19 protein-coding genes are annotated in these 20,772 nt (G+C 74.0%); 4 read left to right on the forward strand and 15 right to left on the reverse strand.

The window, feature by feature from the left end; translation table 11 throughout:
- Nucleotides 1–41 precede the first annotated feature (41 nt).
- The 3 genes from AB0D85_RS40605 to AB0D85_RS40615 form a co-directional block, all read right to left on the reverse strand.
- On the reverse strand, nucleotides 42–1,157 hold the full coding sequence (locus AB0D85_RS40605) for an MBL fold metallo-hydrolase (protein ID WP_362332216.1): 1,116 nt from the start codon (nucleotides 1,155–1,157) through the stop codon (nucleotides 42–44).
- Nucleotides 1,154–2,434, reverse strand: a complete 1,281-nt coding sequence (locus AB0D85_RS40610) for an aminotransferase class I/II-fold pyridoxal phosphate-dependent enzyme (RefSeq protein ID WP_362332218.1) — start codon at nucleotides 2,432–2,434, stop codon at nucleotides 1,154–1,156. Before AB0D85_RS40610 ends, AB0D85_RS40605 begins: the two co-directional genes overlap by 4 nt.
- An 80-nt stretch (nucleotides 2,435–2,514) precedes the next feature.
- Nucleotides 2,515–3,516: a hypothetical protein gene (locus tag AB0D85_RS40615; protein ID WP_362332221.1), complete on the reverse strand. Its 1,002-nt coding sequence runs from the start codon at nucleotides 3,514–3,516 to the stop codon at nucleotides 2,515–2,517.
- Nucleotides 3,517–3,717: 201 nt separating this feature from the next.
- Between AB0D85_RS40615 and AB0D85_RS40620 the strand changes: the two genes are divergently transcribed.
- Complete coding sequence (locus AB0D85_RS40620) at nucleotides 3,718–4,098, forward strand: DUF2795 domain-containing protein (RefSeq protein WP_362332224.1); 381 nt, start codon at nucleotides 3,718–3,720, stop codon at nucleotides 4,096–4,098.
- A 105-nt stretch (nucleotides 4,099–4,203) separates the two neighbouring features.
- On the opposite strand, the gene AB0D85_RS40625 is transcribed toward AB0D85_RS40620, so the two are convergent.
- From AB0D85_RS40625 to AB0D85_RS40635, 3 genes are all read right to left on the reverse strand, one after another.
- Nucleotides 4,204–4,452 (reverse strand): DUF6158 family protein, encoded by a 249-nt coding sequence (locus tag AB0D85_RS40625; RefSeq protein WP_362332227.1) that lies wholly within the window; start codon nucleotides 4,450–4,452, stop codon nucleotides 4,204–4,206.
- Nucleotides 4,453–4,537: 85 nt separating this feature from the next.
- Nucleotides 4,538–6,157: an ATP-binding cassette domain-containing protein gene (locus AB0D85_RS40630; protein ID WP_362332230.1), complete on the reverse strand. Its 1,620-nt coding sequence runs from the start codon at nucleotides 6,155–6,157 to the stop codon at nucleotides 4,538–4,540.
- Nucleotides 6,158–6,322: 165 nt separating this feature from the next.
- Nucleotides 6,323–6,982, reverse strand: a complete 660-nt coding sequence (locus AB0D85_RS40635; protein WP_362332233.1) for a histidine phosphatase family protein — start codon at nucleotides 6,980–6,982, stop codon at nucleotides 6,323–6,325.
- 71 nt (nucleotides 6,983–7,053) lie between these two features.
- Between AB0D85_RS40635 and AB0D85_RS40640 the strand changes: the two genes are divergently transcribed.
- Together AB0D85_RS40640 and AB0D85_RS40645 are read left to right on the forward strand one after the other, a co-directional pair.
- A complete protein-coding gene (locus AB0D85_RS40640) occupies nucleotides 7,054–8,535 on the forward strand; it encodes a phosphatase PAP2 family protein (protein WP_362332237.1) in 1,482 nt (493 codons plus the stop codon).
- A 142-nt stretch (nucleotides 8,536–8,677) separates the two neighbouring features.
- Nucleotides 8,678–9,493, forward strand: a complete 816-nt coding sequence (locus AB0D85_RS40645) for a methyltransferase domain-containing protein (protein WP_362332242.1) — start codon at nucleotides 8,678–8,680, stop codon at nucleotides 9,491–9,493.
- A gap of 24 nt (nucleotides 9,494–9,517) precedes the next feature.
- On the opposite strand, the gene AB0D85_RS40650 is transcribed toward AB0D85_RS40645, so the two are convergent.
- Nucleotides 9,518–10,183: a GvpL/GvpF family gas vesicle protein gene (locus tag AB0D85_RS40650; protein ID WP_362332245.1), complete on the reverse strand. Its 666-nt coding sequence runs from the start codon at nucleotides 10,181–10,183 to the stop codon at nucleotides 9,518–9,520.
- Between the two features lie 142 nt (nucleotides 10,184–10,325).
- Nucleotides 10,326–12,173, reverse strand: coding sequence for a transketolase (locus AB0D85_RS40655; protein ID WP_362332248.1), 1,848 nt, complete (start codon nucleotides 12,171–12,173; stop codon nucleotides 10,326–10,328).
- Between the two features lie 378 nt (nucleotides 12,174–12,551).
- On the opposite strand from AB0D85_RS40655, the gene AB0D85_RS40660 reads away from it, so the two are divergent.
- Nucleotides 12,552–12,902 (forward strand): VOC family protein, encoded by a 351-nt coding sequence (locus tag AB0D85_RS40660; RefSeq protein ID WP_362332251.1) that lies wholly within the window; start codon nucleotides 12,552–12,554, stop codon nucleotides 12,900–12,902.
- Here AB0D85_RS40660 and AB0D85_RS40665 read toward each other — a convergent pair whose 3' ends face one another.
- From AB0D85_RS40665 to AB0D85_RS40695, 7 genes are all read right to left on the reverse strand, one after another.
- Nucleotides 12,903–14,819, reverse strand: coding sequence for a DUF5107 domain-containing protein (locus tag AB0D85_RS40665; protein ID WP_362332254.1), 1,917 nt, complete (start codon nucleotides 14,817–14,819; stop codon nucleotides 12,903–12,905).
- 69 nt (nucleotides 14,820–14,888) lie between these two features.
- Nucleotides 14,889–15,452: a GNAT family protein gene (locus AB0D85_RS40670; RefSeq protein WP_362332257.1), complete on the reverse strand. Its 564-nt coding sequence runs from the start codon at nucleotides 15,450–15,452 to the stop codon at nucleotides 14,889–14,891.
- Nucleotides 15,453–15,471: 19 nt separating this feature from the next.
- Nucleotides 15,472–15,717, reverse strand: coding sequence for a LapA family protein (locus AB0D85_RS40675; RefSeq protein WP_362332260.1), 246 nt, complete (start codon nucleotides 15,715–15,717; stop codon nucleotides 15,472–15,474).
- 58 nt (nucleotides 15,718–15,775) lie between these two features.
- Nucleotides 15,776–16,699: an LD-carboxypeptidase gene (locus AB0D85_RS40680; RefSeq protein WP_362332263.1), complete on the reverse strand. Its 924-nt coding sequence runs from the start codon at nucleotides 16,697–16,699 to the stop codon at nucleotides 15,776–15,778.
- Nucleotides 16,696–18,639 carry a prolyl oligopeptidase family serine peptidase gene (locus AB0D85_RS40685; RefSeq protein ID WP_362332319.1) on the reverse strand — a complete coding sequence of 648 codons (1,944 nt, stop codon included), beginning with the start codon at nucleotides 18,637–18,639 and terminating at the stop codon, nucleotides 16,696–16,698. Before AB0D85_RS40685 ends, AB0D85_RS40680 begins: the two co-directional genes overlap by 4 nt.
- Nucleotides 18,636–19,940 carry a M20/M25/M40 family metallo-hydrolase gene (locus AB0D85_RS40690; RefSeq protein WP_362332266.1) on the reverse strand — a complete coding sequence of 435 codons (1,305 nt, stop codon included), beginning with the start codon at nucleotides 19,938–19,940 and terminating at the stop codon, nucleotides 18,636–18,638. The genes AB0D85_RS40685 and AB0D85_RS40690 overlap by 4 nt, the downstream gene beginning before the upstream one ends.
- A complete protein-coding gene (locus AB0D85_RS40695; protein WP_362332269.1) occupies nucleotides 19,933–20,766 on the reverse strand; it encodes a M55 family metallopeptidase in 834 nt (277 codons plus the stop codon). Before AB0D85_RS40695 ends, AB0D85_RS40690 begins: the two co-directional genes overlap by 8 nt.
- Nucleotides 20,767–20,772 lie beyond the last annotated feature (6 nt).

Consider the following 20,772-nt stretch of genomic DNA (forward strand, 5'->3'; position numbering starts at 1 on the left):
GGGGCTGGTCGCGCAGTTCCCCGCGCCCCTGGAGGGGCGCTCTAGTCAAGGACGTTGGACAGGACCCTCGATCCTCCGACCGGCAGGTCCCACAGGTCCTCGCGGTCCAGTCCCGCCCGCTCCCAAGCCGCCCGTGCCCGTGTCAGCGGTTCCAGGACCGGCTCCGCCGAGAGGATGAACGTGCCCCAGTGCATCGGTGCCATCCGCCTCGCCCCCAGGTCCTGCGTCGCCCGGACCGCCTCCTCCGGGTCGCAGTGGACGTCGCTGAGCCACCAGCGGGGGTCGTACGCGCCGATGGGGAGGAGGGCCAGGTCGATGCCGGGGTAGCGGCGGCCGATGCGGGAGAACCAGTGGCCGTAGCCCGTGTCGCCGGCGAAGTAGACGCGCTGGCCCTCGGGGGCCGTGAGTATCCAGCCGCCCCAGAGGCTGTGGCAGGTGTCGGTGAGGCTGCGCTTGGACCAGTGGTGGGCGGGGACGAAGTCGAAGCGGACGCCGGACAGTTCGGCCGCCTCCCACCAGTCCAGCTCGGTGACGGTGGTGAAGCGGCGGCGCCGGAACCAGCGGCCCAGGCCCGCCGGTACGAACACGGGAGTGTCGCGCGGGAGTCGGCGCAGGGTGGGGGCGTCCAGGTGGTCGTAGTGGTTGTGGCTGATGACGACCGCGTCGACGCGTGGCAGCGTCTCCCAGGAGACGCCGACCGGGGTGACCCGGGCGGGCGTGCCGAGGATGCGGCGGGACCAGACGGGGTCGGTGAGCACGGTCAGGCCGCCGATCCGGACGACCCAACTGGCGTGCCCCGCCCAGGTGACGGCGACCGTGTCGGTGTCGACGCGGGGCAGCGGACCGGGCTCGTAGGGCAGCCGGGAGACGTCGGCGAGACCCTCGCGGCCGGGGCGGACGGAACCCTCGCGGGCGAAACGGGCCATCGCCTTGAGGCCGGGCAGGGGTGCGGTCAGTCGGTCGTGGAAGGTCCGCGGCCAGACCCGGAGTTCGCCCAGCGGGCGGGGGGCGGCGAGCGGCGGGAACGGAGGCGCGTAGGGGGTCGGGGCCGCGGAGGTCACGACGTCCCGGGTGGTGGTGGCGGCGGTCGTCGTGCCGGAAGTCGTCGTGGTGGCAGTCGTCGTGGCGGACCCTGACTCATGCGTCTGCTGCGTCATCGAGGAGGCTCCCATCGCTGAGCGTCGTCGCGGAGATCGTCCAGTACCGACCTCAAGGACATCAACGCGCGTTGCACGTGTGGCAGTTCCAACGGTGCGGGTGACATGAGGCATTCCAGGCGTTCCTCGTCGGTTCCGCCCAGCAGCGGCCCGGTGGCGAGCCGGACCCGCAACGCGGCGAGGTCGTCGCCGAAACGGTGGCCGCCGGGCGCGGGCATGCCGAGCCGGGCGCCGAGGAGGTCCTCCAACTCCTGCGCGTCGCCCACCCCCTGGGCACCGAGCGCGGCACGCAGCGGTTCGAGGTCGGCGTACAGATGACGGCCGGCCTGCGGCGGCCGGGCCAGGGCCCCGCCGACGACCACCGCGGTGTGCGCCGCGGCGGCCACGCGCGCGTGCAGGCGTACGGCGGCCTCCCGGCGTACGACGACGGGCTCGGGCTCGTCGAGCGCGTAGCCGGCGGTGACCGCGACGGGGCCGGCCAGGCGGGCGCCCATCGCGGTGAGGACGTCGAGCACGCGCGCGTGCAGGGCCGTACCGGTGTCGCCCTCCGGGAACCGGGCGACGGCGGCGGGCCAGCCGGCCGGCAGCAGCGCGCCGGCCAGGTCCATGACGACGGTGACCCGGTCCGGGAGCATCTCGGCGGGGCTGAGCAGCACGGTGCCGTGCGGGACGTGCAGGGTGTCGCGCCAGGTCTCGTCGCTGACCAGGTGGAGGCCCTCGCCTGCGGCCGCCTCCACGGTCTCGTGCAGCAGTTCGGGCGGGGCGACGGTGGCGGTGGGGTCGTCCGCGATCGACAGCACCAGCAGCCTCGGGTCACCGCCCTCCTCCCGGACCCGGCGCACGGTCTCCAGCAGCGCGTAGGGGTCGGGTACGCCCCCGGACTCGGCCGGGGTGGGCACGTGGAAGACGGGCCGGCCGAGCAGTCTGGCGTACGGCGCCCACCAGGCGGGGCAGGGGCGCGGCACGAGGACGTCGCCGCCGAGCGCGGCGGTGAGCGCGAGCAGCAGGGCGGGGGCGCCGGGGCCCGCGGTCACGCGGTCGCCCGTGACGGCCAGTCCGCGCCGGGCCCAGTATCCGCAGGCCGCCTCGATCAGCGCGGCCCCGCCTCCGACGGGCTCCTCCCCGCCCCGGCCCGCGGCGGCGGCCAGCACGGCGGAGAGCTCGGGCAGGACGGGCAGCCCGTCGTCGGGCAGGGTCGGACCGTACCGTACGGGGCCGTGGCCCTGCGGGAGCGTCTGCGGGGCAGGCCGGTGTCCCTCGGGGTCCGTCCGCCGCATGTCCGCCTCCGCGCAGTCGGTGGTGCCGTGTGCTGTCCGGTACGGGGCCGTGCTCCGCCGTGGGCTGCGCGGCGACCGGGTCAGCCGTCCGCGCGGAACCTTCCGCCCCACAGCCGGTACGCGGCGCCGGCGCACGCGGCCGCGATCAGCGCGGCGCCCGCGGCGAGCGAGGGAACCGAGTCGGTGAAGGCGCCCCCTTCACCGGCCTCCACGCCGTGCTGCGAACCCGGCGGAAGACACGACGTGTCACGCTCCCCACCGCACTCGTCCCCCTCGCCCCGGCACGACTGCTGCCCCTCGGCACAGGGCCGCTCGCCGTTCCCCCGGGAGCCGGTGCCGTCCTCTCCCCGAGGATCCGCACCCTGGTCCCCACGAGAGCCCGTGACACCGTCCCCACGCGCGGCCGTACCGTCGTCCCCGCGCACAGCCGAACCGTCGTCCCCACGAGAGCCCAGACCGTCGTCCCCGCGCGGGACCGTCACACCACCGTCCGGGGAAACCACGCCATCGTCCCCGCGAGGGACCGAGCCGTCACCCCCACGGGAACCCGAACCGTCATCCCCGCGCGGAACCGTCACACCACCGCCCGGGGGAACCACGCCACCGTCCCCCGGGAACACCGTGCCGCTGTCGCTCTGGTCGACCGTGAAGTGGGCGGTCCAGGGCCGCTTCTGTGCCCCGGCGGTTCCTGGGCAGGTCCCCTCGACGTTCAGGGCGCCGTCCTGCCCGGGGCGCGCCGCGTCGCCCTTCGCGGTGCCCTCCCTATACATCGCCGGCTGGTCCACGGGGGCGTGCTCGGACACGAGCTGGGCGGTGCCCCGGTAGGCGAGCCCGGCCGTCCCCTGGGCGACCTTGGTCAGCCGCACGGTGTGCCCGGCGAACGCCGGTGAGGAGGCGTCGATGGCCGCCGGCGCCTGTACGCCGCTGCCCCCGCAGGTAACGGAGACGGTGACGGTGGCCCCGGGACGGGCGCTGCCGGGGCTCACCTCGGCGGCGGGGTCGGCCACGGCGGCCGTACCGGCGGCGCCGCACGCGGCACTCGCCAGGACGGCGACGGACAGGGCGCGAACGGTGCGGCGCATGGGGTGGGCTCCTCAGGGACGTACGGCTCCGGAGACACGCGGCTCGTGCCCCCGCAGCCATCACAGCCCGCCCCACTCCGCGCCGCGCGCGGCCGGACCCCATTCGCGGGACGTGAGCGCCCTTTCGGGTGAAGGACCGACGTGTCACCCTCCCCACCCCGGGTACGCGTCCCGCACCCCTTGATGCACCTGGAGGGAGCCATGCAGCGAGGCAGTGACCGGTTGAGTGTGCGCCGGGACGACGAGATGAAGCACGAGCTGCGGGAACTGCTCAGGTCCGGGCATCCCACGCGTACCGAGGACTGGAACGATCCCGAGCCGCCCGCGGAGGACGATCCGGAGATGTACCGGGCGCCGATGATGCCGTGGAACAGTGAGCGGCCGTCGGCGGCGACGCTACGGCTGGAGCTGGCCCGGTCCCTGACCCGGCACGACTTCCCGGCGGAGCCCAGGGAACTGGCCGGCGTGCTGCGCCGCGGGAACGCCCCGGACGCCCTGGTCCAGCGGGTGTCCCGGCTGCCGCGTTCGAAGCGCTACGGCAGCCTGCTGGCGCTGGCCGAGGCGGTGGTCGGCGAGGAGTGAACCGGGAGGCCCAAGAGGCTCGACGCGGGTGAAGAGGCCTCGACGCGTGTGCCGGGGCGGAGCGCGGAGCAGGGCGGCTGGGACGGGGAGTCCCGTGCAGCGCGTTCAGGCCCCGGGTGTCGCCGTCTCCGCGCAGGTCCGTTCCCTGGCGCCCTCCCGGGTGCGGCCCGCGGCGACGACGCGGCGCGGGTTGCGGCGCAGGTACTCGCCCTCCAGCTGGGCCATGCGCTCGTTGTGGGCGCGCAGCGCGTCGTTGGAGCCGTACAGCAGGGTGTCGTGGCGCGTCCGGTGGATGGTCTCCAGCTCTTTCATGAGCTGCTGGTCGTCCAGCCGGCTGGGGTCGACTCCGGTCATGGTGGTACCCCGCTCATGGTGTGGGTCCCGGCGGTCCGGATTCCTGCATCCACTGTACGGAGGTACGGGCTCCCGGGCCTGTCGTCTAGCGTGCGCGTTCCACCCGGCGCTCGTCCCACACCGGCTCCGGGGTCTCGCGGACCCGGCCGTCGGTGCCGAAGACCAGGTAGCGGTCGAAGGAGCGGGCGAACCAGCGGTCGTGGGTCACGGCGAGCACCGTGCCGTCGAACGCTTCGAGACCCTCCTGGAGGGCCTCGGCGGACTCCAGGTCGAGGTTGTCGGTCGGCTCGTCGAGCAGCAGCGCCGTTACACCCTGTAGCTCCAGCAAGAGGATCTGGAAGCGGGCCTGCTGGCCACCGGAGAGGCGGTCGAAGGTCTGTTCGGCCTGGTTCGTCAGCTCGTAGCGGCGGAGGCGGGACATGGCCGCGCCGCGGTCCTGGGAGTGTTCCGTCCACAGGATGTCGAGGAGGGTACGGCCCTGCAGCTCGGGGTGGGCGTGGGTCTGGGCGAAGTGCCCGGGCACCACCCGTGCGCCCAGTTTCCACTGCCCGGTGTGCGCCACCTCCTCGCCGGCCAGCAGCCGCAGGAAGTGCGACTTGCCGGAGCCGTTGGAGCCGAGGACGGCGACCCGTTCGCCGTAGAAGACCTCCAGGTCGAACGGTTTCATCAGGCCGGTCAGTTCGAGTCCCGCGCAGGTGACCGCCCGTACCCCGGTACGGCCGCCCTTGATGCGCATCCTGATGTCCTGCTCACGCGGCGGCTCCGGCGGCGGGCCGGCCTCCTCGAACTTGCGCAGCCGGGTCTGCGCGGCCGCGTACCGGGACGCCATCTCGTGCGAGACCGAGGCCGCCTGGCGGAGGTTCAGCACCAGCTTCTTCAGCTGGGCGTGCTTCTCGTCCCAGCGGCGGCGCAGTTCCTCGAAGCGGGCGAAGCGTTCGCGGCGGGCCTCGTGGTAGGTGGCGAAGCCGGCGCCGTGCACCCAGGCGTCGGCGCCGGTCGGCGAGGGCTCCACGGAGACGATCTTCTCGGCGGCGCGCGCGAGGAGTTCGCGGTCGTGGGAGACGAACAGGACCGTCTTGCGGGTCTCCTTCAGCTGCTGTTCCAGCCAGCGCTTGCCGGGGACGTCGAGGTAGTTGTCCGGCTCGTCGAGCAGCAGCACCTCGTCGGCGCCCCGGAACAGGGCCTCCAGCACCAGCCGCTTCTGCTCACCGCCGGAGAGGGTGCGCACCTGCCGCCACTGGGCCTTCTCGTACGGCACCCCGAGCGCGGCCGTCGTGCACATGTCCCACAGCGTCTCGTGCTCGTAGCCGCGGACCTCGGCCCAGTCGGAGAGTGCCTGCGCGTACTTCAGCTGGGCGGCCTCGTCGTCGACGGTCATGAGGGCGTGCTCGGCCCGGTCGACGGCCTGCGCGGCCTCCCGGATCCCGGGCGGTGCGACCGACACCAGCAGATCACGCACGGTCGTCTCGTCCCGTACGGAGCCCACGAACTGGCGCATCACGCCGAGACCGCCGCTGACGGTCACGCCGCCGCCGTGCGGTTTCAGCTCACCGGAGATCAGCCGGAGCAGGGTGGTCTTGCCGGCGCCGTTGGGGCCGACCAGGGCGACGGCCGCGCCCTCGCCGACCCGGAAGGAGACATCGCCGAGCAGGGCCCTCCCGTCGGGGAGGTAGTACTCGAGGTGCGCGGCTTCCAGATGTCCCATGGGCAGGGATTCTGCGGGGCGGCTGCCGCCTGGGGCAAACCGTTATCGAAAGGGCCGGTTCTTCGGCTGCGGGTGCGTAGTGGTTGCTCGCGCAGTTCCCCGCGCTCCTGACGGGGCGCTACAGCAGCGTGGGCGCGACCAGCCCTCACCGGCCCGCGCCCGGAGTCACTCCGCCGCCGTTTCCAGGGCCTCCCCCGTCGGCCCGCTCGCGCCCGCCGGTTCCACGACCGCCCCCTCCCAGGACAGCGCCTTCCAGCCGTCGTCCGGGCTGCCCTCCAGCACAACCACACCCGTGTTCTCGAGCGGCCGGGACGCGGCGTACGGGACGTCGACGTTGTCCGCCCGGGCCGCCGTCCACAGGCGGATCGCCGCGCCGTGGCTGATCATCGCGACGGTTCCGGCGCCGCTCGCGGCGGCCTCGGCGATCACCGCGTCGTAGCGGGCCAGCGCCTCGTCCCCGGTCTCGCCGCCGGGCATGCGCAGCGCCGTGTCCCCGGCCGCCCAGGCGAACACGGTCCGCATGTACCGCTCGCCGTGCTCGGAGTGGCCGGGCAGCATCTCCAGGTCGCCCGCGGAGACCTCCCGGATGCCGTCGCGGACGACTGGGACGAGGCCGCGGGCGGCGGCCAGCGGGGCGGCGGTGAGCTGGGTGCGGGTCAGGGTGGAGGCGTAGAGCGCCTCGATGTCCTCGTCGGCGAGGGCCTCGGGAAGGGCCGCCGCCTGCCGCTCGCCCAGGGCGGTGAGACCCGGGCCTGGTACGGCGGTGTCGAGCAGGTAGTCGACATTGGTCGGGGTCTGCCCATGACGTATGAGGAGCAGGCGCATCCGGGGGTTCCTCTCGCTCGACCGCACCGCGTACCGACAGAAAAGAGCGACTTCAGGGTACCCGGAGCCGCATGAGCCCAGACGTCGACCTGACCGTCAACAAGCCCGGCCGGCACGCGCTGCGCGACCGGCTGCTCGCCCTCGACTCCCGGCTGTTCGAGGTGGCGGCCGAGCGGAACTGTCCGTTCGCGGAGCCGGTGCTGCCGCGGCTGAGCCGGAGCGCGAACCACGGGGTGCTGTGGTGCCTGACGGCGGCCGCGCTCGCCGCGTCCGGCACCCCGCGCGCCCGCCGGGCCGCCGCCCGCGCGCTGGCCTCGCTGAGCCTGGCCTCCCTCACCATCAACACCCTCGGCAAGCGGTCCGTGCGCCGCCCCCGGCCGCTCCTGGACCCCGTGCCTCCGGTACGGCACCTGAAGCGGCAGCCGATCACCACGTCGTTCCCCTCGGGGCACGCCGCGTCGGCGGCCGCCTTCGTGACCGGGGTCGCCCTGGAGTCCCCGGCGTGGGGTGCGGTGGTGGCGCCGGTGGCGTTCTCGGTGGCGATGTCCCGGGTCTACACGGGCGTGCACTTCCCGAGCGATGTGCTCGCGGGCGCGGCGCTGGGCGCGGGCGTCGCGTTCGCCGTGCGGGAGCTGGTGCCGACCCGGGCGCAGACCGGCCCGCCGCCCCGGCCGCGCGCCGACGCCCCGGCGCTGCCCGGCGGCGCCGGTCTGGTGGTCGTGGCCAACCGGGCCTCCGGCAGCGCCGACCGGGTGCGGGCGCTGCGCGACGAGCTGCCGGACGCGGAGCTGGTGGAGTGCGAACCGGTCGAGGTGGGGGCCGAGTTGGAGAAGGCGGCGCGGCGGGCGCGGGCGCTCGGGGTGTGCGGCGGCGACGGCACCGTGAACGCGGCCGCCCGGACCGCGCTGCGCCACGGGCTGCCGCTGGCGGTGCTGCCCGGGGGCACGCTCAACCACTTCGCCTGCGACCTGAGCGTGGAGGACGGCCGGGGCCTGGGCCGGGCGGTGCGCGAGGGCGCGGCGGTCCGGGTGGACGTCGGGCGTTTCACCTCCGGGGACCGGGAGGGCTTCTTCCTCAACACGCTCAGCCTGGGCGTCTACCCGGAGCTGGTCCGGGAGCGGGAGCGCTGGGCGCGCCGGATCGGCGGCCGGCCCGCCGGGGTGCTGGCCGCGCTGCGTGTGCTGCGCAGGGACCGGCGTCCCCTGGAGATCGAACTCGGCGGCGCCCGGCACCCGTTGTGGCTGCTGTTCGTCGGCAACTGCCTCTACCACCGGGTGGGCCTGGCGCCGGGCCGCCGTACCGACCTGGCTGACGGGCAGCTCGACGTACGGGTGGTGCACGGCGGACGGCACCCCGCGCTCCGCCTCCTCTCCGCCGCCCTCGCCGGACCGCTCCCCTCCCCCGCGCGTGCGGACCGGGTGGGCCGGCTCCGTCTGACGGGTCTCGCGGCCGGTACCCCGCTCGCGTACGACGGTGAAGTCACCGCCGTGAGCGGCCCGATGACGGTGGAGAAGCTGCCGGAGGCGCTGACCGTCTACCGGCCACTGCCCTGAGGGCACGAACCACGGATGACGGGCCGTCAGTCCATATAGTAAAACGCGGGTCTCATCATTCGGCCCGCGGGCGTAGCGTTGCGGTACCGCGGGACGGAGTCGCCCGACCCCGTCCGCCGGTGTGACGCCAAGGGGTTGAGTCATGTCGAAGCCGCAGGAGACAGCCGTCTACACGCACGGGCACCACGAGTCGGTGCTGCGTTCCCACCTCTCGCGAACCGCCGCCAACTCGGCCGCCTATCTACTGGGTTCGCTCAAGCCCCACATGAAGATCCTGGACATCGGCTGCGGTCCGGGCACCATCACGGCCGACCTGGCAGATCTGGTCCCCGACGGCCATGTCACCGGCGTGGACCACGAGCCGGCGATCCTGGACCGGGCCCGGGCGACCGCCGCCGGACGCGGGCTGACGAACGTGGACTTCGCGCCCGCCGACGTGCACGCGCTGGACTACCCGGACGACACGTTCTGTGTGGTCCACGCCCACCAGGTGCTCCAGCACGTGGGCGACCCGGTGCAGGCGCTGCGCGAGATGCGCCGGGTCACCAAGCCCGGCGGTTTCATCGCCGTACGTGACGCGGACTACGCGGCGATGACCTGGTATCCGGCGACGCCGGGGCTGGACGACTGGCTGGAGCTGTACCGGCGGGTGGCCCGGGCGAACGGGGGCGAGCCGGACGCCGGGCGGCGACTGCGGTCCTGGGCGCTGGCCGCCGGGCTCACCGACATCACGGCCACCTCCGGCACCTGGACGTACAGCACGGCCGAGGAGCGGGCCTGGTGGGGCGGGCTGTGGGCGGACCGCACGGTCGCCTCCTCGTACGCCGAGCGGGCCACGGAGGGCGGTCACGCGACGACCGAGCGGTTGGAGGTCATCGCCGGGGCCTGGCGGGAGTGGGCTCGGCAGGAGGACGGCTGGTTCGCCGTCCTGCACGGGGAGATCCTCTGCCGCAAGTGAGGCTGCCGGTGTCGGTGGCACGGGTCACCGCGCCTCGCTCATTTCCTCCGGTTCCTCGGTGAGGTCTTCGGTGAAGGAGTAGGCCGCCCAGGGCCCGCTGAGCTCCACGCGCGCTCCCGGCGGCCCGTCCTTCGCGCGGTCGACGAGTTCCACGAATTCCTCGCAGTTCGCGCGCGCCACGAGATAGGCCGCGTCGAGCGCCTTCTGCCCGGCCGGGGCGCGCAGCCGGGAATCCTCGGCGCACCGGGAAAGTCTCTCGTGCAGGGCGCGGGCGAATTCCCCGGAAGCCGCTCCTCTCACCGTGACGCCCCACTCCACCCGTCCCTCCAGCCGGTCGAGGATGCGCAGGAAGTCGGCCTCGCGTGCCTCCAGCATCGTCCGCAGGGCGCTGTCGTCGGGGCAGACCGTGGCGAACCGGAGCGGCAGCGGGGTGGTGACCGTGGTGAGCGCGTCGATCACGCCCTGGTGGGCTCGGACGGCCGCGATCAGCCAGTCCGGGTCCGCCAGCCGGGCGAGCAGCTGCTCCTCGGCGAAGTCGCCCTCCGGGACCGTGCTGACGACCGCGACCAGCCCGCGGTGGCGGAGCAGCCCGGGCGGGGCGCCGGCCACACCGGTGAGCTGGCACTGGAGGGCCGCTTCGAAGGGCCGGCAGACGGCGTAGACATACCGGAGTCCGGGCTGTGCGGTCATCGGGCCTCCTCGTCGGGTCACAGCGGCCGCCGGAGCTCATCGGGTCACGCGGGCATCCGGCGCTCATCGGGTCACGCGGGCATCCAGCGCCCGTCGGGTCGCACGGGCCGCCCGCGACGTCGGCGCCGCCCGCGTGCGTCGGTCATCGCACGATCGCCTCCTCGACCAGCAGCCGTCCGGCCGCCGCGATCGCCTCGGCGTCGATGCCCGCGGCATGCAGCTGCTGGTCCGGGGCGGCCGAGCCCGGCATGGTGCGTACGGCGAGCCGGACCAGGCGCGGTACGGGCCTGCCGTCGGCGAACGCCTCCGCGACGGCGTCGCCGAGCCCACCCTCCTCGTGGTGGTCCTCGACGGTGAGCAGGCAGCCGGTGTCCTCGGCGGCCCGCCGGAGCGTCTGCCGGTCGACGGGCTTGACGGAGTACAGGTCGACGACCCGGATCCGGATGTCGTCCTCGGCGAGCGCGTCGGCGGCCTTCAGCGCCTCGTGCAGGGTGACCCCGGCGGCGACCACGGTGAGCCGGTCCTCGTCGGAGGAGCGCAGCACCTTGCTGCCGCCGACCGGGAACTCCTCGTCGGGGCCGTAGATCACCGGGCCCGCGCCGCGCGTGGTGCGCAGATAGCGGATGCCGTCGAGCCCGGCCATGGTCGCGACGATCTTGGCGGTCTGGTTGGCGTCGCACGGGTAGAGCACGGTCGAGCCGTACAGCGAGCGGAACATCGCGAGGTCCTCCAGGCCCATCTGGGAGGGCCCGTCCTGCCCGATCGCCACCCCCGCGTGCGAGCCGACCAGGTTGATGCCGCTGCCGCTGATGGAGGCCATGCGCACGAAGTCGTGGGCCCGGCTGAGGAAGGCGGCGAAGGTCGCGGCGTACGGCACCCAGCCGCGCGTGGCCATGCCGACGGCGGCGGCGACGAGTTGCTGTTCGGCGATGTAGAACTCGAAGTAGCGGTCGGGGTGTTCCTTGCCGAAGAGCTCGGTACGGGTGGAGTCGCCGACCTCGCCGTCCAGTGCGACCACGTCGGCGCGGGCGGTGCCGAGCGCGACGAGCGCCTTGCCGAAGGCGTCCCGGGTGGCGACCTCGTCCCCCTTGTCGTAGCGGGGGAGTTCGAGCGCGCCGGTGGGCACGGAGCGCAGCGCGCGGGCCGCCGGGGGTTCCTGTACATGGACCCGCAGCTCGCGGACTCCGCCGAGTTCGGCGACGGCCTCCTCGGGGTCGGGCAGCGGCTTGCCGTGCATGCCCTCGCGGTCCTCGACGGAGGCGACGCCCCGGCCCTTGCGGGTGCGGGCGAGGATCACGGTGGGCTGTCCGGCCGTGGCCGCCGCCTCGCGGAAGGCGCGGTCGACGGCGTCCACGTCGTGGCCGTCGACCTGCACGGTGTGCCAGCCGAAGGCCTGGAAGCGCCGGGCGTAGGCGTCGAGGTCGTGGCCGTGCCGGGTGGGGCCGCGCTGGCCGAGCCGGTTGACGTCCGCGATCAGGATGAGGTTGTCGAGATGCTCGTATCCGGCGTGTTCGGCGGCCTCCCACACGGAGCCCTCCGCCAGCTCGCTGTCCCCGCAGAGCACCCAGACCCGGTAGCGGCCGTGCTCCAGCCGCTTCCCGGACAGCGCGATGCCGACGCCGACCGGCAGCCCCTGCCCGAGGGAGCCGGTGGCGGTCTCGACCCACGGCAGCCGGCGCGGGGTGGGGTGCCCCTCCAGATGGCTGCCGAGCCGGCGGAAGGTGAGCAGTTCGGCGTCGTCGATGGCGTCGACCGCCTTGTACGCGGCGTACAGCAGGGGCGAGGCGTGGCCCTTGGAGAGGATGAAGCGGTCGTTGCCGGGGTGGGTGGGCCGCTCGAAGTCGTAGCGCAGATGGCGGGCGAGCAGGACCGCCATCAGATCGGCTGCGGACATCGACGAGGTCGGATGCCCGGACTCGGCCGCGGCGGCCGCACGCACGCTGTCCACGCGCAACTGCTGGGCGAGTTCGACGAGTTCGGCGGTTTTCATGAGACTCCTTCCCGAAGGCGGTCCGCGACGAGATCCCGCGTCCTCCCCGGCTCCGGCTCCGGCTCCGGCTCCGGCTCCGGCGAGGAGCGTGCGGGCGGCGGGAGGCGCGGGCACGGAACGTGGCCGGCCGTGCCGGGCAGGGTGACACCGGCCCGGGCCGACCACGGCCGGGCCCGGACCGCACGGCGGCCGGCGGTCACGCTGCGGGGTCGACGACTCACGGTGCGCCTCCGGAGGTACGACTCGTCGAGGCCTCTCGCGTAACCCTAGGCGGGACACTCAAACGCCGCCCGTCGAGACGCCGGGGCGCGCACCGCCGCAAACCGGGGATCACCGGAGGTGACGCCATCGGGTCCCGGGGCAACTAGGCTCGTGGGCATGGAGATTCTGGGCGCCTCCCTGCGCATCTGCGTCGACGACCTCGATACCGCGATCCCGTTCTACGAACGCCTCTCCGGCGGCAGAGCCCTCCGTTTCGAACGCGGGGGCGTCCAGGTCGCCGCGGTCGGCTCCTTCCTTCTGATGAGCGGCCCGGAGGCGGAGCTGGAGGTGCTGCGCAAGGTGGCCGCGACGATCGCGGTGAAGGACGTCGAGGAGGCCCACCGGCTGCTCGACGGCCTCGGCGCCAGGATCCTCGCGGGACCGGTGCCGACGCCGGTGGGCCGCAATCTGCTCGCGATGCACCCGGACGGCTCGATCTTCGAATACGTCGACCAGCACCACGGCTGATCAGGGACCGGTCGGCCGCATCCGGAAGTCGTAACGGTCGGGCAGCGGCTCGTCACCGAGCCGCGCCCACAACCGTCCGACGGCGTCCGTCCCCTCCCGCAGATCGGCGACCTCGAACCCGTCCTCGAACACGGCCAGGGCCGCCGCCCGCCGTCCCTCCGCGAGCAGCAGCTCCGCCTCCAGCAACCGGAACCGGCCGCGCCGCCGGATCGCGGGCAGCAGCGCCTCCCACACGGTGCGGGCGTCCGCGGCCCGCCGTACCCGCAGCAGCGCCTCGATGGCCTCACGGCCGAGCGCGGCACAGGCCGCCGTCCAGGCCTCGCCGTCGTCGCGCCGCTCCCGGCACAGGTCGTCGAAGGCGTCGGCGTAGCGTTCGGCGGCCCGCTCGTGGTGCCCGTACTCCTGGTCGGCGACGGCGAGGCAGCGCAGCAACGGCCACAGGGACGGGGCGAGTTGGAGGGCCCGCTCCCAGCTGCGGACGGCCTGGGCACGGTCGCCGGCGTGCCACTGGGCGATGCCGAGGTGGTACTCGGTGCCCGGGGTCGCGGGTGCCGTCTCCAGCATGTCCCGCCAGTGCGGGGCGACCAGGGTCGGGCCGGGCGGCCGCACCCGGCGGGGTTCGGGCAGCATGCCGGTGCGCAGCAGCTCCGCCCAGGGCGCCTGGGCCTCGCCCAGCATGGTCTCGGGGAAGGGGGTGCCGGGCAGCTTCCAGTCGCCGCGCAGCACTTCGAGCGCGCCCCAGCCGGAGCCGGTGGCGAGGAGTTCGCCGGGTTCGGTGTCCGCGTACGGCTGCCAGGCGGCGCGGGCGGCGTCGAACCCGGCGCGGGGCAGGGCGAGTTCCAGCTCCTCCTCGACGCTCTCCGGCGCCGCGGACAGCGGTCCGTACGCCTCCAGCCAGGACACCTCGCTCTCCGGTTCGAGGCGGATGTGCTCCAGCTGGGTGCGGGCGAGCCCGGCCTGGATCTCGCGGTAGCCGCCGTCGCCGGGTGCGCCGAGCCACTCCTGCCAGCGCCGGCCACCGGGCCCCGAGCCCCACACGAACTGTTTCCGGCCGCGCAGTTCGCCGGTCGAGGTCTGCACCAGCCCGTGGCCGTCCGCGTCCAGCGCGGCGATCCAGCGGCGCCGCCCGTCCGGCAGGTCGTAGAACCAGTCGGTGGCGTAGGGGTGTCGGGCGTCGTCCGCCGGAACGGGTACCCGCCGCAGCCGCCGCTCGTGCCCGAACTCCCAGGCTTCCTCCGCCGGAACGACGACCCGGCGGTGCTCCGGTACGGCCGTGTTGGACCACCAGTAGACCGGGACCGGGCGTTCGTGCGGGTTGCGGACGCGGACGCCGACGTACAGGAAGTCGGAGCCGTCCGGGAGCCAGAGGTCGACCTGGAAGGGCAGGTCGCGCAGCCGCTCCCACTCCCACAGACGGAGCATCTCCCCGCCGTCGGGCGCGGGGACGCGGGCCGCGTGGAGCGGGGCGCAGGAGAGGGTGGTGTGGCCGGTGGCGCCGATGTTCCACTCGATGCCGCCGGCGTACCAGGCGCCGTTGAGGGCGAGGTTGGCGGGCTGGAACACCGGGTTGCGGTAGAGGAGTTCGCGGCCGGCGGGAAGGTGGACGAGGGAGGCGACGCGGCCGCCGAGGCCGGGCAGGACGGTGGCGCGCAGCCGGTCGTTCTCGATCACGAGGGCGTCGACGGCGCGGGGTTCGCGGGATCTGCCGTAGCCGTCGCGGAGCCGCACCGGGAGGAGGCTGCGCAGCGGCTCGTAGCCGATCTGCCGGGCCATGTCCCGCGGCAGGTCCTCCCGGTCGCGGTCGTCGACCCGATGGAGTTCTTCGAGGGGGCGGAGCGGGGGCAGCGGGTTGTCCGGGCCCAACTCCGCCGCGGGCAGGGTCAGTACCTCACGTCGGATCCTCGTCACGATCACCATGGAACCCGGCACGGGGTGAGCTGGCCAGGGGATCTGCGGGTCAGGATTCCGCAAAGGCCGACCGGACGCTCAGCCGGAAGGCCGGTCTGCCGCCCGCATCTCCGCGGTGATCGCCCACCGCTCGTGGTCCCGCCAGGCGCCGTCGATGTAGATCATGTTCGGCGAGAAGCCCTCCAGGCGGAACCCGGCGCCGCGTGCGACCGCGATGGACGCGGCGTTGCCGGGCTGCACGTTGATCTCCAGCCGGTGCAGCCGCATCGGCCCGAAGGCGTGGTCGACGACCAGGCCCATCGCCTCCCGCATCAGCCCGCGCCCCGCCGCGTGCGCGAACATGCCGTAGCCGAGGGCACCGCACTGGAAGCCGCCCTCGACGATGTTGTTGATGTTGATGAAGCCGGCGATCGCCCCGCTGTCCTTCTCGCAGACCAGGAACCCGGCCTTGCTGCGGTCCTCGATCAGCCGCCCCGCGTAGCCGGCGTAGGCCGCGTCCGTGGTGGGCGGGAACAGCCAGGGCTGGTGCAGGTCCTTGCTCTCCCTGGCCCGGCCGATGAACTCGGCCCCGTCCTCGTAGGTGAAATGACGGATGCCCACGCGGGGGCCCTCGGCGAGATAACGGGAAGCGGTGTGCGGCATCCGGCCACCCTACGCCGGGCTACCTACGGCGGCGCGTGAAAAAGGCTCCGCAGACGGCGCCGATGAGGCCGGTGGCGAGCAGGGCGATCCACAGCGGCGTGGTGACCACGGGGATCAGCAGCCGGATCCTGGTGTCGCCGGTGTTCCCGAAGACGAAGACCAGGCCGAGGACGCCGAGCAGCAGTACGCCGATCCGGCCGGGGGTGAGCAGCGCTCCGTGCCGGCCGCCGGTGGCGTCCCGCCGCTCCGAGGTCTTCGGGCTCATACGACCAGAGTGCGCCCACGGCCCCCGCCCCGCACGCGGGCGGCTCCCCCGGTGGGCCTCAGCGCAGGGCCGGCTGGTGCAGGGTGAGCGTGCCCGCGTTCGCGTCCAGTTCCGCGGGTACCCCCAGCGGGATGGTCAGGGCGTCCTCGCAGTGGCCGAACCCGAACTCCTCCACCACCGGCACCCCGAGCCCGCCGAGCCGGTCGAGGAGCAGCGCCCGGACCCTGTCGTAGGGCCCGCACCGGTCCCAGGAGCCGAGCAGGATCCCGGCGACGCCGTCGAGCCAGCCGGACCGCAGCAGCTGGGTGATGCTCCGGTCGAGGCTGTACGGCGCCTCGCCCACGTCCTCCAGCAGGAGCAGCCCGCCGCGCGCACCGGGGTGGGTGCCCGGGGTGCCGAGTCCGGTCGCGAGCAGCCGCAGGCAGCCGCCGACCGTGACGCCCCGGGCCCGGCCGGGCACCAGCGCCGTACCCCGGCCGGTGATCGTGCGGACCGTCTCCGGGGCGAACAGGGTGGCCCGCAGATGGTTCTGCGCCTCGGTGCTCTTGACGAAGTCGGCGCCCGAGGCCACCGGCCCGTACAGGGTGGCGAGCCCGAGCCGGGTGGCGAACGCCTCGTGCAGCACGGTCGCGTCGCTGAAGCCGACGAACACCTTGGGTCCGGCCGCCCGCATCGCCTCCCAGTCGAGCAGGTCGACGAGGCGCTGTGCGCCGTAGCCGCCGCGGGCGCACAGCACGGCGGACACGGCCGGGTCGCACCAGGCCCGCTGGAGGTCTGCGGCCCGGTCGGCGTCGGAGCCCGCGAGGTACTCCAACTCTCCGTCCCTGGCGAGCACATGGGGTGCCACGACCGGGTCGAGGTCCCAGCCGCGCAGGATGTCGAGGCCGGCCTGGAGCCGCTCCTCCACCACCGGCCCGCTCGGCGCCACGACGGCGACCCGGGCACCGGCGGAGAGCCTCGACGGCCTTGTCAGTTCTGTCACTTCACCAGCTCCAGCTCGGGAATTCCGGGCACGTTCAGCCCGAACACCTGGGCGTACAGGCCGAGTTCGGCCTCCAATGCGCGGACCATGGTCTCGGCGCGGCGGAAGCCGTGGCCCTCGCCCGCGAAGGTGAGGTACGCGTGCGGGACGCGCCGTCCGTCGAGCCGGGCGAGGAAGCGTTCGCACTGCACGGGCGGGCAGATCACGTCGTCCAGGCCCTGGAGCAGCAGGAACGGCGCGGTGAGCCGGTCGGCGTGCTCGCTGGGCGACCGCTCGGCGTACCGCTCGGGGACCTCGGCGAGCGGCCCGATCAGGGACTCCAGGTAGCGGGACTCGAAGTCGTGGGTCTCCCCCGTGCCCCAGCCGGTGAGGTCGAGGATCGGGTAGGAGATGGTGCCGCAGGCGTACACGTCGGTGCCGGTCAGGGAGGCCGCGGCGGTCCAGCCGCCCGCGCTGCCGCCCCGGATCGCCAGCCGGGCGCGGTCGGCGGTGCCCTCCTCCGCGAGGGCGAGCGCGACGGCCGCGCAGTCCTCGACGTCGACCACGCCCCACTGCTCGCGCAGCCGGTTGCGGTACTCGCGCCCGTACCCGGTGGACCCGCCGTAGTTGACCTCGGCGACCCCGATGCCCCGGGAGGTGAAGTAGGTGATGGCGAGGTCGAGGACGAGGGGCGCCCGGCCGGTGGGGCCGCCGTGCGCCCAGACGACGTACGGCGGCAGCTCGCCGTCGGGGGCGGTGTGGCCGGGGTGGTGGGGCGGGTAGATGTGGGCGTGCACCTCGCGGCCGCCCGGGCCGGTGAAGGTGCGGACCTGCGGCCGGGGGTAGTAGGCGGGGTCGACCGGGTCGTGGTGCGGGGCGCCGACGACCCGGGCGCGGCCGCTCGCGGTGTCGAGTTCCACGACCTCGTACGCGGTGCGCGGACTGGCGCCGACCGCGACGACGCGGGTGCCGTGGACGGCGAGGGTGGGGGCGAACTCGGTCCACGGTCCGGCCGCGTCGACGACGGCACCGGATTCCGTGTCCAGTATCCCGAGGGCGGTCGCCCCGCGGCCGTGGACGACGGCGATCAGCCCGTTCGCCAGCGGTGCGAACCAGCGCTGGCCGAGCTTCCAGAGCGGCCCGGCGAACTCCTCCGCACGCGGGCAGAGGGCGACGCCGTCCCGGTAGAGGTTCCACCAGCCGCTGCGGTCGCTCGCGTACAGCAGCCGGTCGTCCGAGGACCATTCGACCTGTGCGACGGACTCCCGCGGCCCGCCCGCGACGGTGCGGACCGTGTGCAGGGCACCGTCGTCCCCGATCTCGCCGACCAGCAGCTCCGTGCCGTCCCACGGCATCCGCGGGTGGTCCCAGGCGAGCCAGGCGGCCCGCCGGCCGTCGTGCGAGAGCCGGGGCCCGGTGACGAACCGGTGCCGGTCGTCCGCGAGTTCGCGCACGGCGGCCCGGTCCTCGGCGGCCGATCCGTCCAGCGGTACGGCGGCGAGCACGCGCCGCAGGTCGCCGGGCCCGTCACCCGTGAACTCCTCCAGAACGCACCAGACTTCGCCCCGGTCGAGCAGCAACTGCGGGTCGGCCCACCGCAGTCCGGCCGGAGTGAGCGGACGCGGCTCGCCGCCCGGCTCGTACCGGTACAGCCGCTGGTCGTCGAAGTGGACGAAGACCAGGAGCTGCCGGCCGTCGGGGCGCACGGCACCGGCCCACGGCTGTCCGCCGTACTCGATGACCCGGCTGCGTACGTTCCACGGCGCGGGCAGCACGGACTCCCGGGTGCTCCCTCGCACCAGGGTCCGGCGGCCGCCCTCCTGCGGGCGGGGTTCGGTCCACCAGGTCTCGTCGCCGACGAAGCCCACCCACTCCGGGGACCCGTCGTGCGCGGCGGCCAGGGCCGCGTCGACGGGCGAGGGCCAGGAGCCGTACGCCTTTTCCACCACCGTGTCTCCTATGCCGTGCGCAGGAAGCGGTCCAGGACCCGGACGCCGAAGTGCAGTGCCTCGACGGGGACGCGTTCGTCGACGCCGTGGAACATCGCCTGGTAGTCGAGGCCTTCGGGAAGCTTGAGCGGGCTGAAGCCGTAGCCGGTGATGCCGAGCCGGGAGAACTGCTTGGCGTCGGTGCCGCCCGACATGCAGTACGGCACCACCTGCCCTTCGGGCGCGAACTCCTCGACGGCGGCGCGCATCCGGGCGTACGTCGGCGAGTCCAGCGGCGCCTGCAGGGCGACCTCGCGGTGCTGGAACTCCCAGTCGACGTCAGGGCCGGTGAGCTTGTCGAGGGTGGCGCGGAACTCGTCCTCGGTGCCGGGGAGAAAGCGTCCGTCGACGAAGGCGACGGCCTCGCCGGGGATGACGTTGACCTTGTAACCGGCGTTCAGCATGGTCGGGTTGGCGCTGTTGCGGACGGTGGCCTCGACCAGCTTCGCGGCCGGGCCGAGCTTGTCGAGGAGCAGGTCGACCTCGTGCAGGTCGGGCTCGATGCCGTAGAGCGCGGCGAGTTCGGTGAGGGCGGCGCTGACCGTGGGGGTGAGCCGGACCGGCCACCGGTGCTCGCCGATGCGGGTGACGGCGGCGGCGAGGCGGGTGACCGCGTTCTCCTTGTTCACCTTGGAGCCGTGCCCGGCCCGGCCGCGGGCGGTGAGCTTCAGCCAGCCGGTGCCGCGCTCGCCCGCGGCGATGGGGTACAGCCGGCGTCCGCCGCCGTCGTGGAAGGTGAAGGCGCCCGACTCGCTGACGCCCTCGGTGCAGCCCTCGAACAGCTCGGGATGGCGGTCGGCGAGGAAGCCGGAGCCGTCCTCGGCGCTGGCCTCCTCGTCGGCGGTGAAGGCGACGACGACGTCCCGGCGCGGCCGTACGCCCTCCCGGGCCCAGCTCCGCACCACCGCCAGGATCATCGCGTCCATGTTCTTCATGTCGACGGCGCCCCGGCCCCACACCACCCCGTCGCGGATCTCCCCGGAGAAGGGGCCGACGCTCCAGTCGGCGGCCTGCGCGGGCACGACGTCGAGGTGGCCGTGCACCAGGAGCGCGGCGGCGGACGGGTCGGTGCCCTCGATGCGGGCGACGACGTTGGTGCGCCCCTCGGTCCGCTCCAGCAGGGCCGGTTCCAGGCCCGCCCCGGCCAGCTGCTCGGCCGCGTACTCGGCGGCGGGCCGCTCCCGGCAGTCGCCGCCGCCGAAGTTGCTGGTGTCGATGCGGATCAGGTCGGAGGTGAACCGGACGACCTCGTCCAGTGCCTGCTGGTCAGCCATACTGCTCCTCCACCGCGGCCGAGACGATCGTGGTGACCGCCTTGAAGGTGCGGATGCCTTCGTACATGGTCCCGCTGGTGTACGCCACCTTCCGCTCGCCGGTCCGTTCGACGCCGGGGACGACGGTGGCGGAGAGGGCGAGGTGCTCGGCGTCGAACTCCAGGGCGATCGTGAACGGCCCGCCGGTCACGGGCTCGTGGCGCACCGCGAGCCGGGCCGCGTCCTTGGCGGCGGCGCGGATGTCGGCGGCGGTCCGTGCGGGTGTCCGGCACACGGCCGCGTACCTCGACACATGGTCCTTGACGGCGACCTTGAGGGCCTCGGGCGCGTAGCCGAGGGCGTCCTCGCAGGCCAGGTCGTCGCCGGTGAACAGGACGACCGGGACGCCGTACTCGGCGACGACGTGCGCGTTGAGCAGGCCCTCGCTGGCGCGGACGTCGTTGAGCCAGACGCCGGTGACGGAGTTGGGGAGGTAGGTGTGGGCGAGGACGCCTTCCATGCCGGCGCCGGTGTGGTAGCCGATGAAGGCGACACCGTCGATGTCTCCGTGCTGCACGCCCTCGACCATGGACAGGGTCTTGTGCCGGCCGGTGATCATCTCGGCGCGGTCGTCGAGCCGCTCCAGGAGCAGGTTGCGCATGCTCCAGTGGGCCTCGTTGACGAGCACTTCGTCGGCGCCGCCGTCGTAGAAGCCGAGCACGGCGGCGTTCACGTCCGAGGTGAACATCGGACGGCACCGCTCCCACTGCGGCGTCCCGGGCAGTACGTCGCCGGGCCAGGTCACCCCGGTGGCGCCCTCCATGTCGGCGCTGATGAGGATCTTCATGGTGGG

It is taken from the genome of Streptomyces sp. NPDC048277 (assembly GCF_040652235.1).
GTDB lineage: Bacteria > Actinomycetota > Actinomycetes > Streptomycetales > Streptomycetaceae > Streptomyces.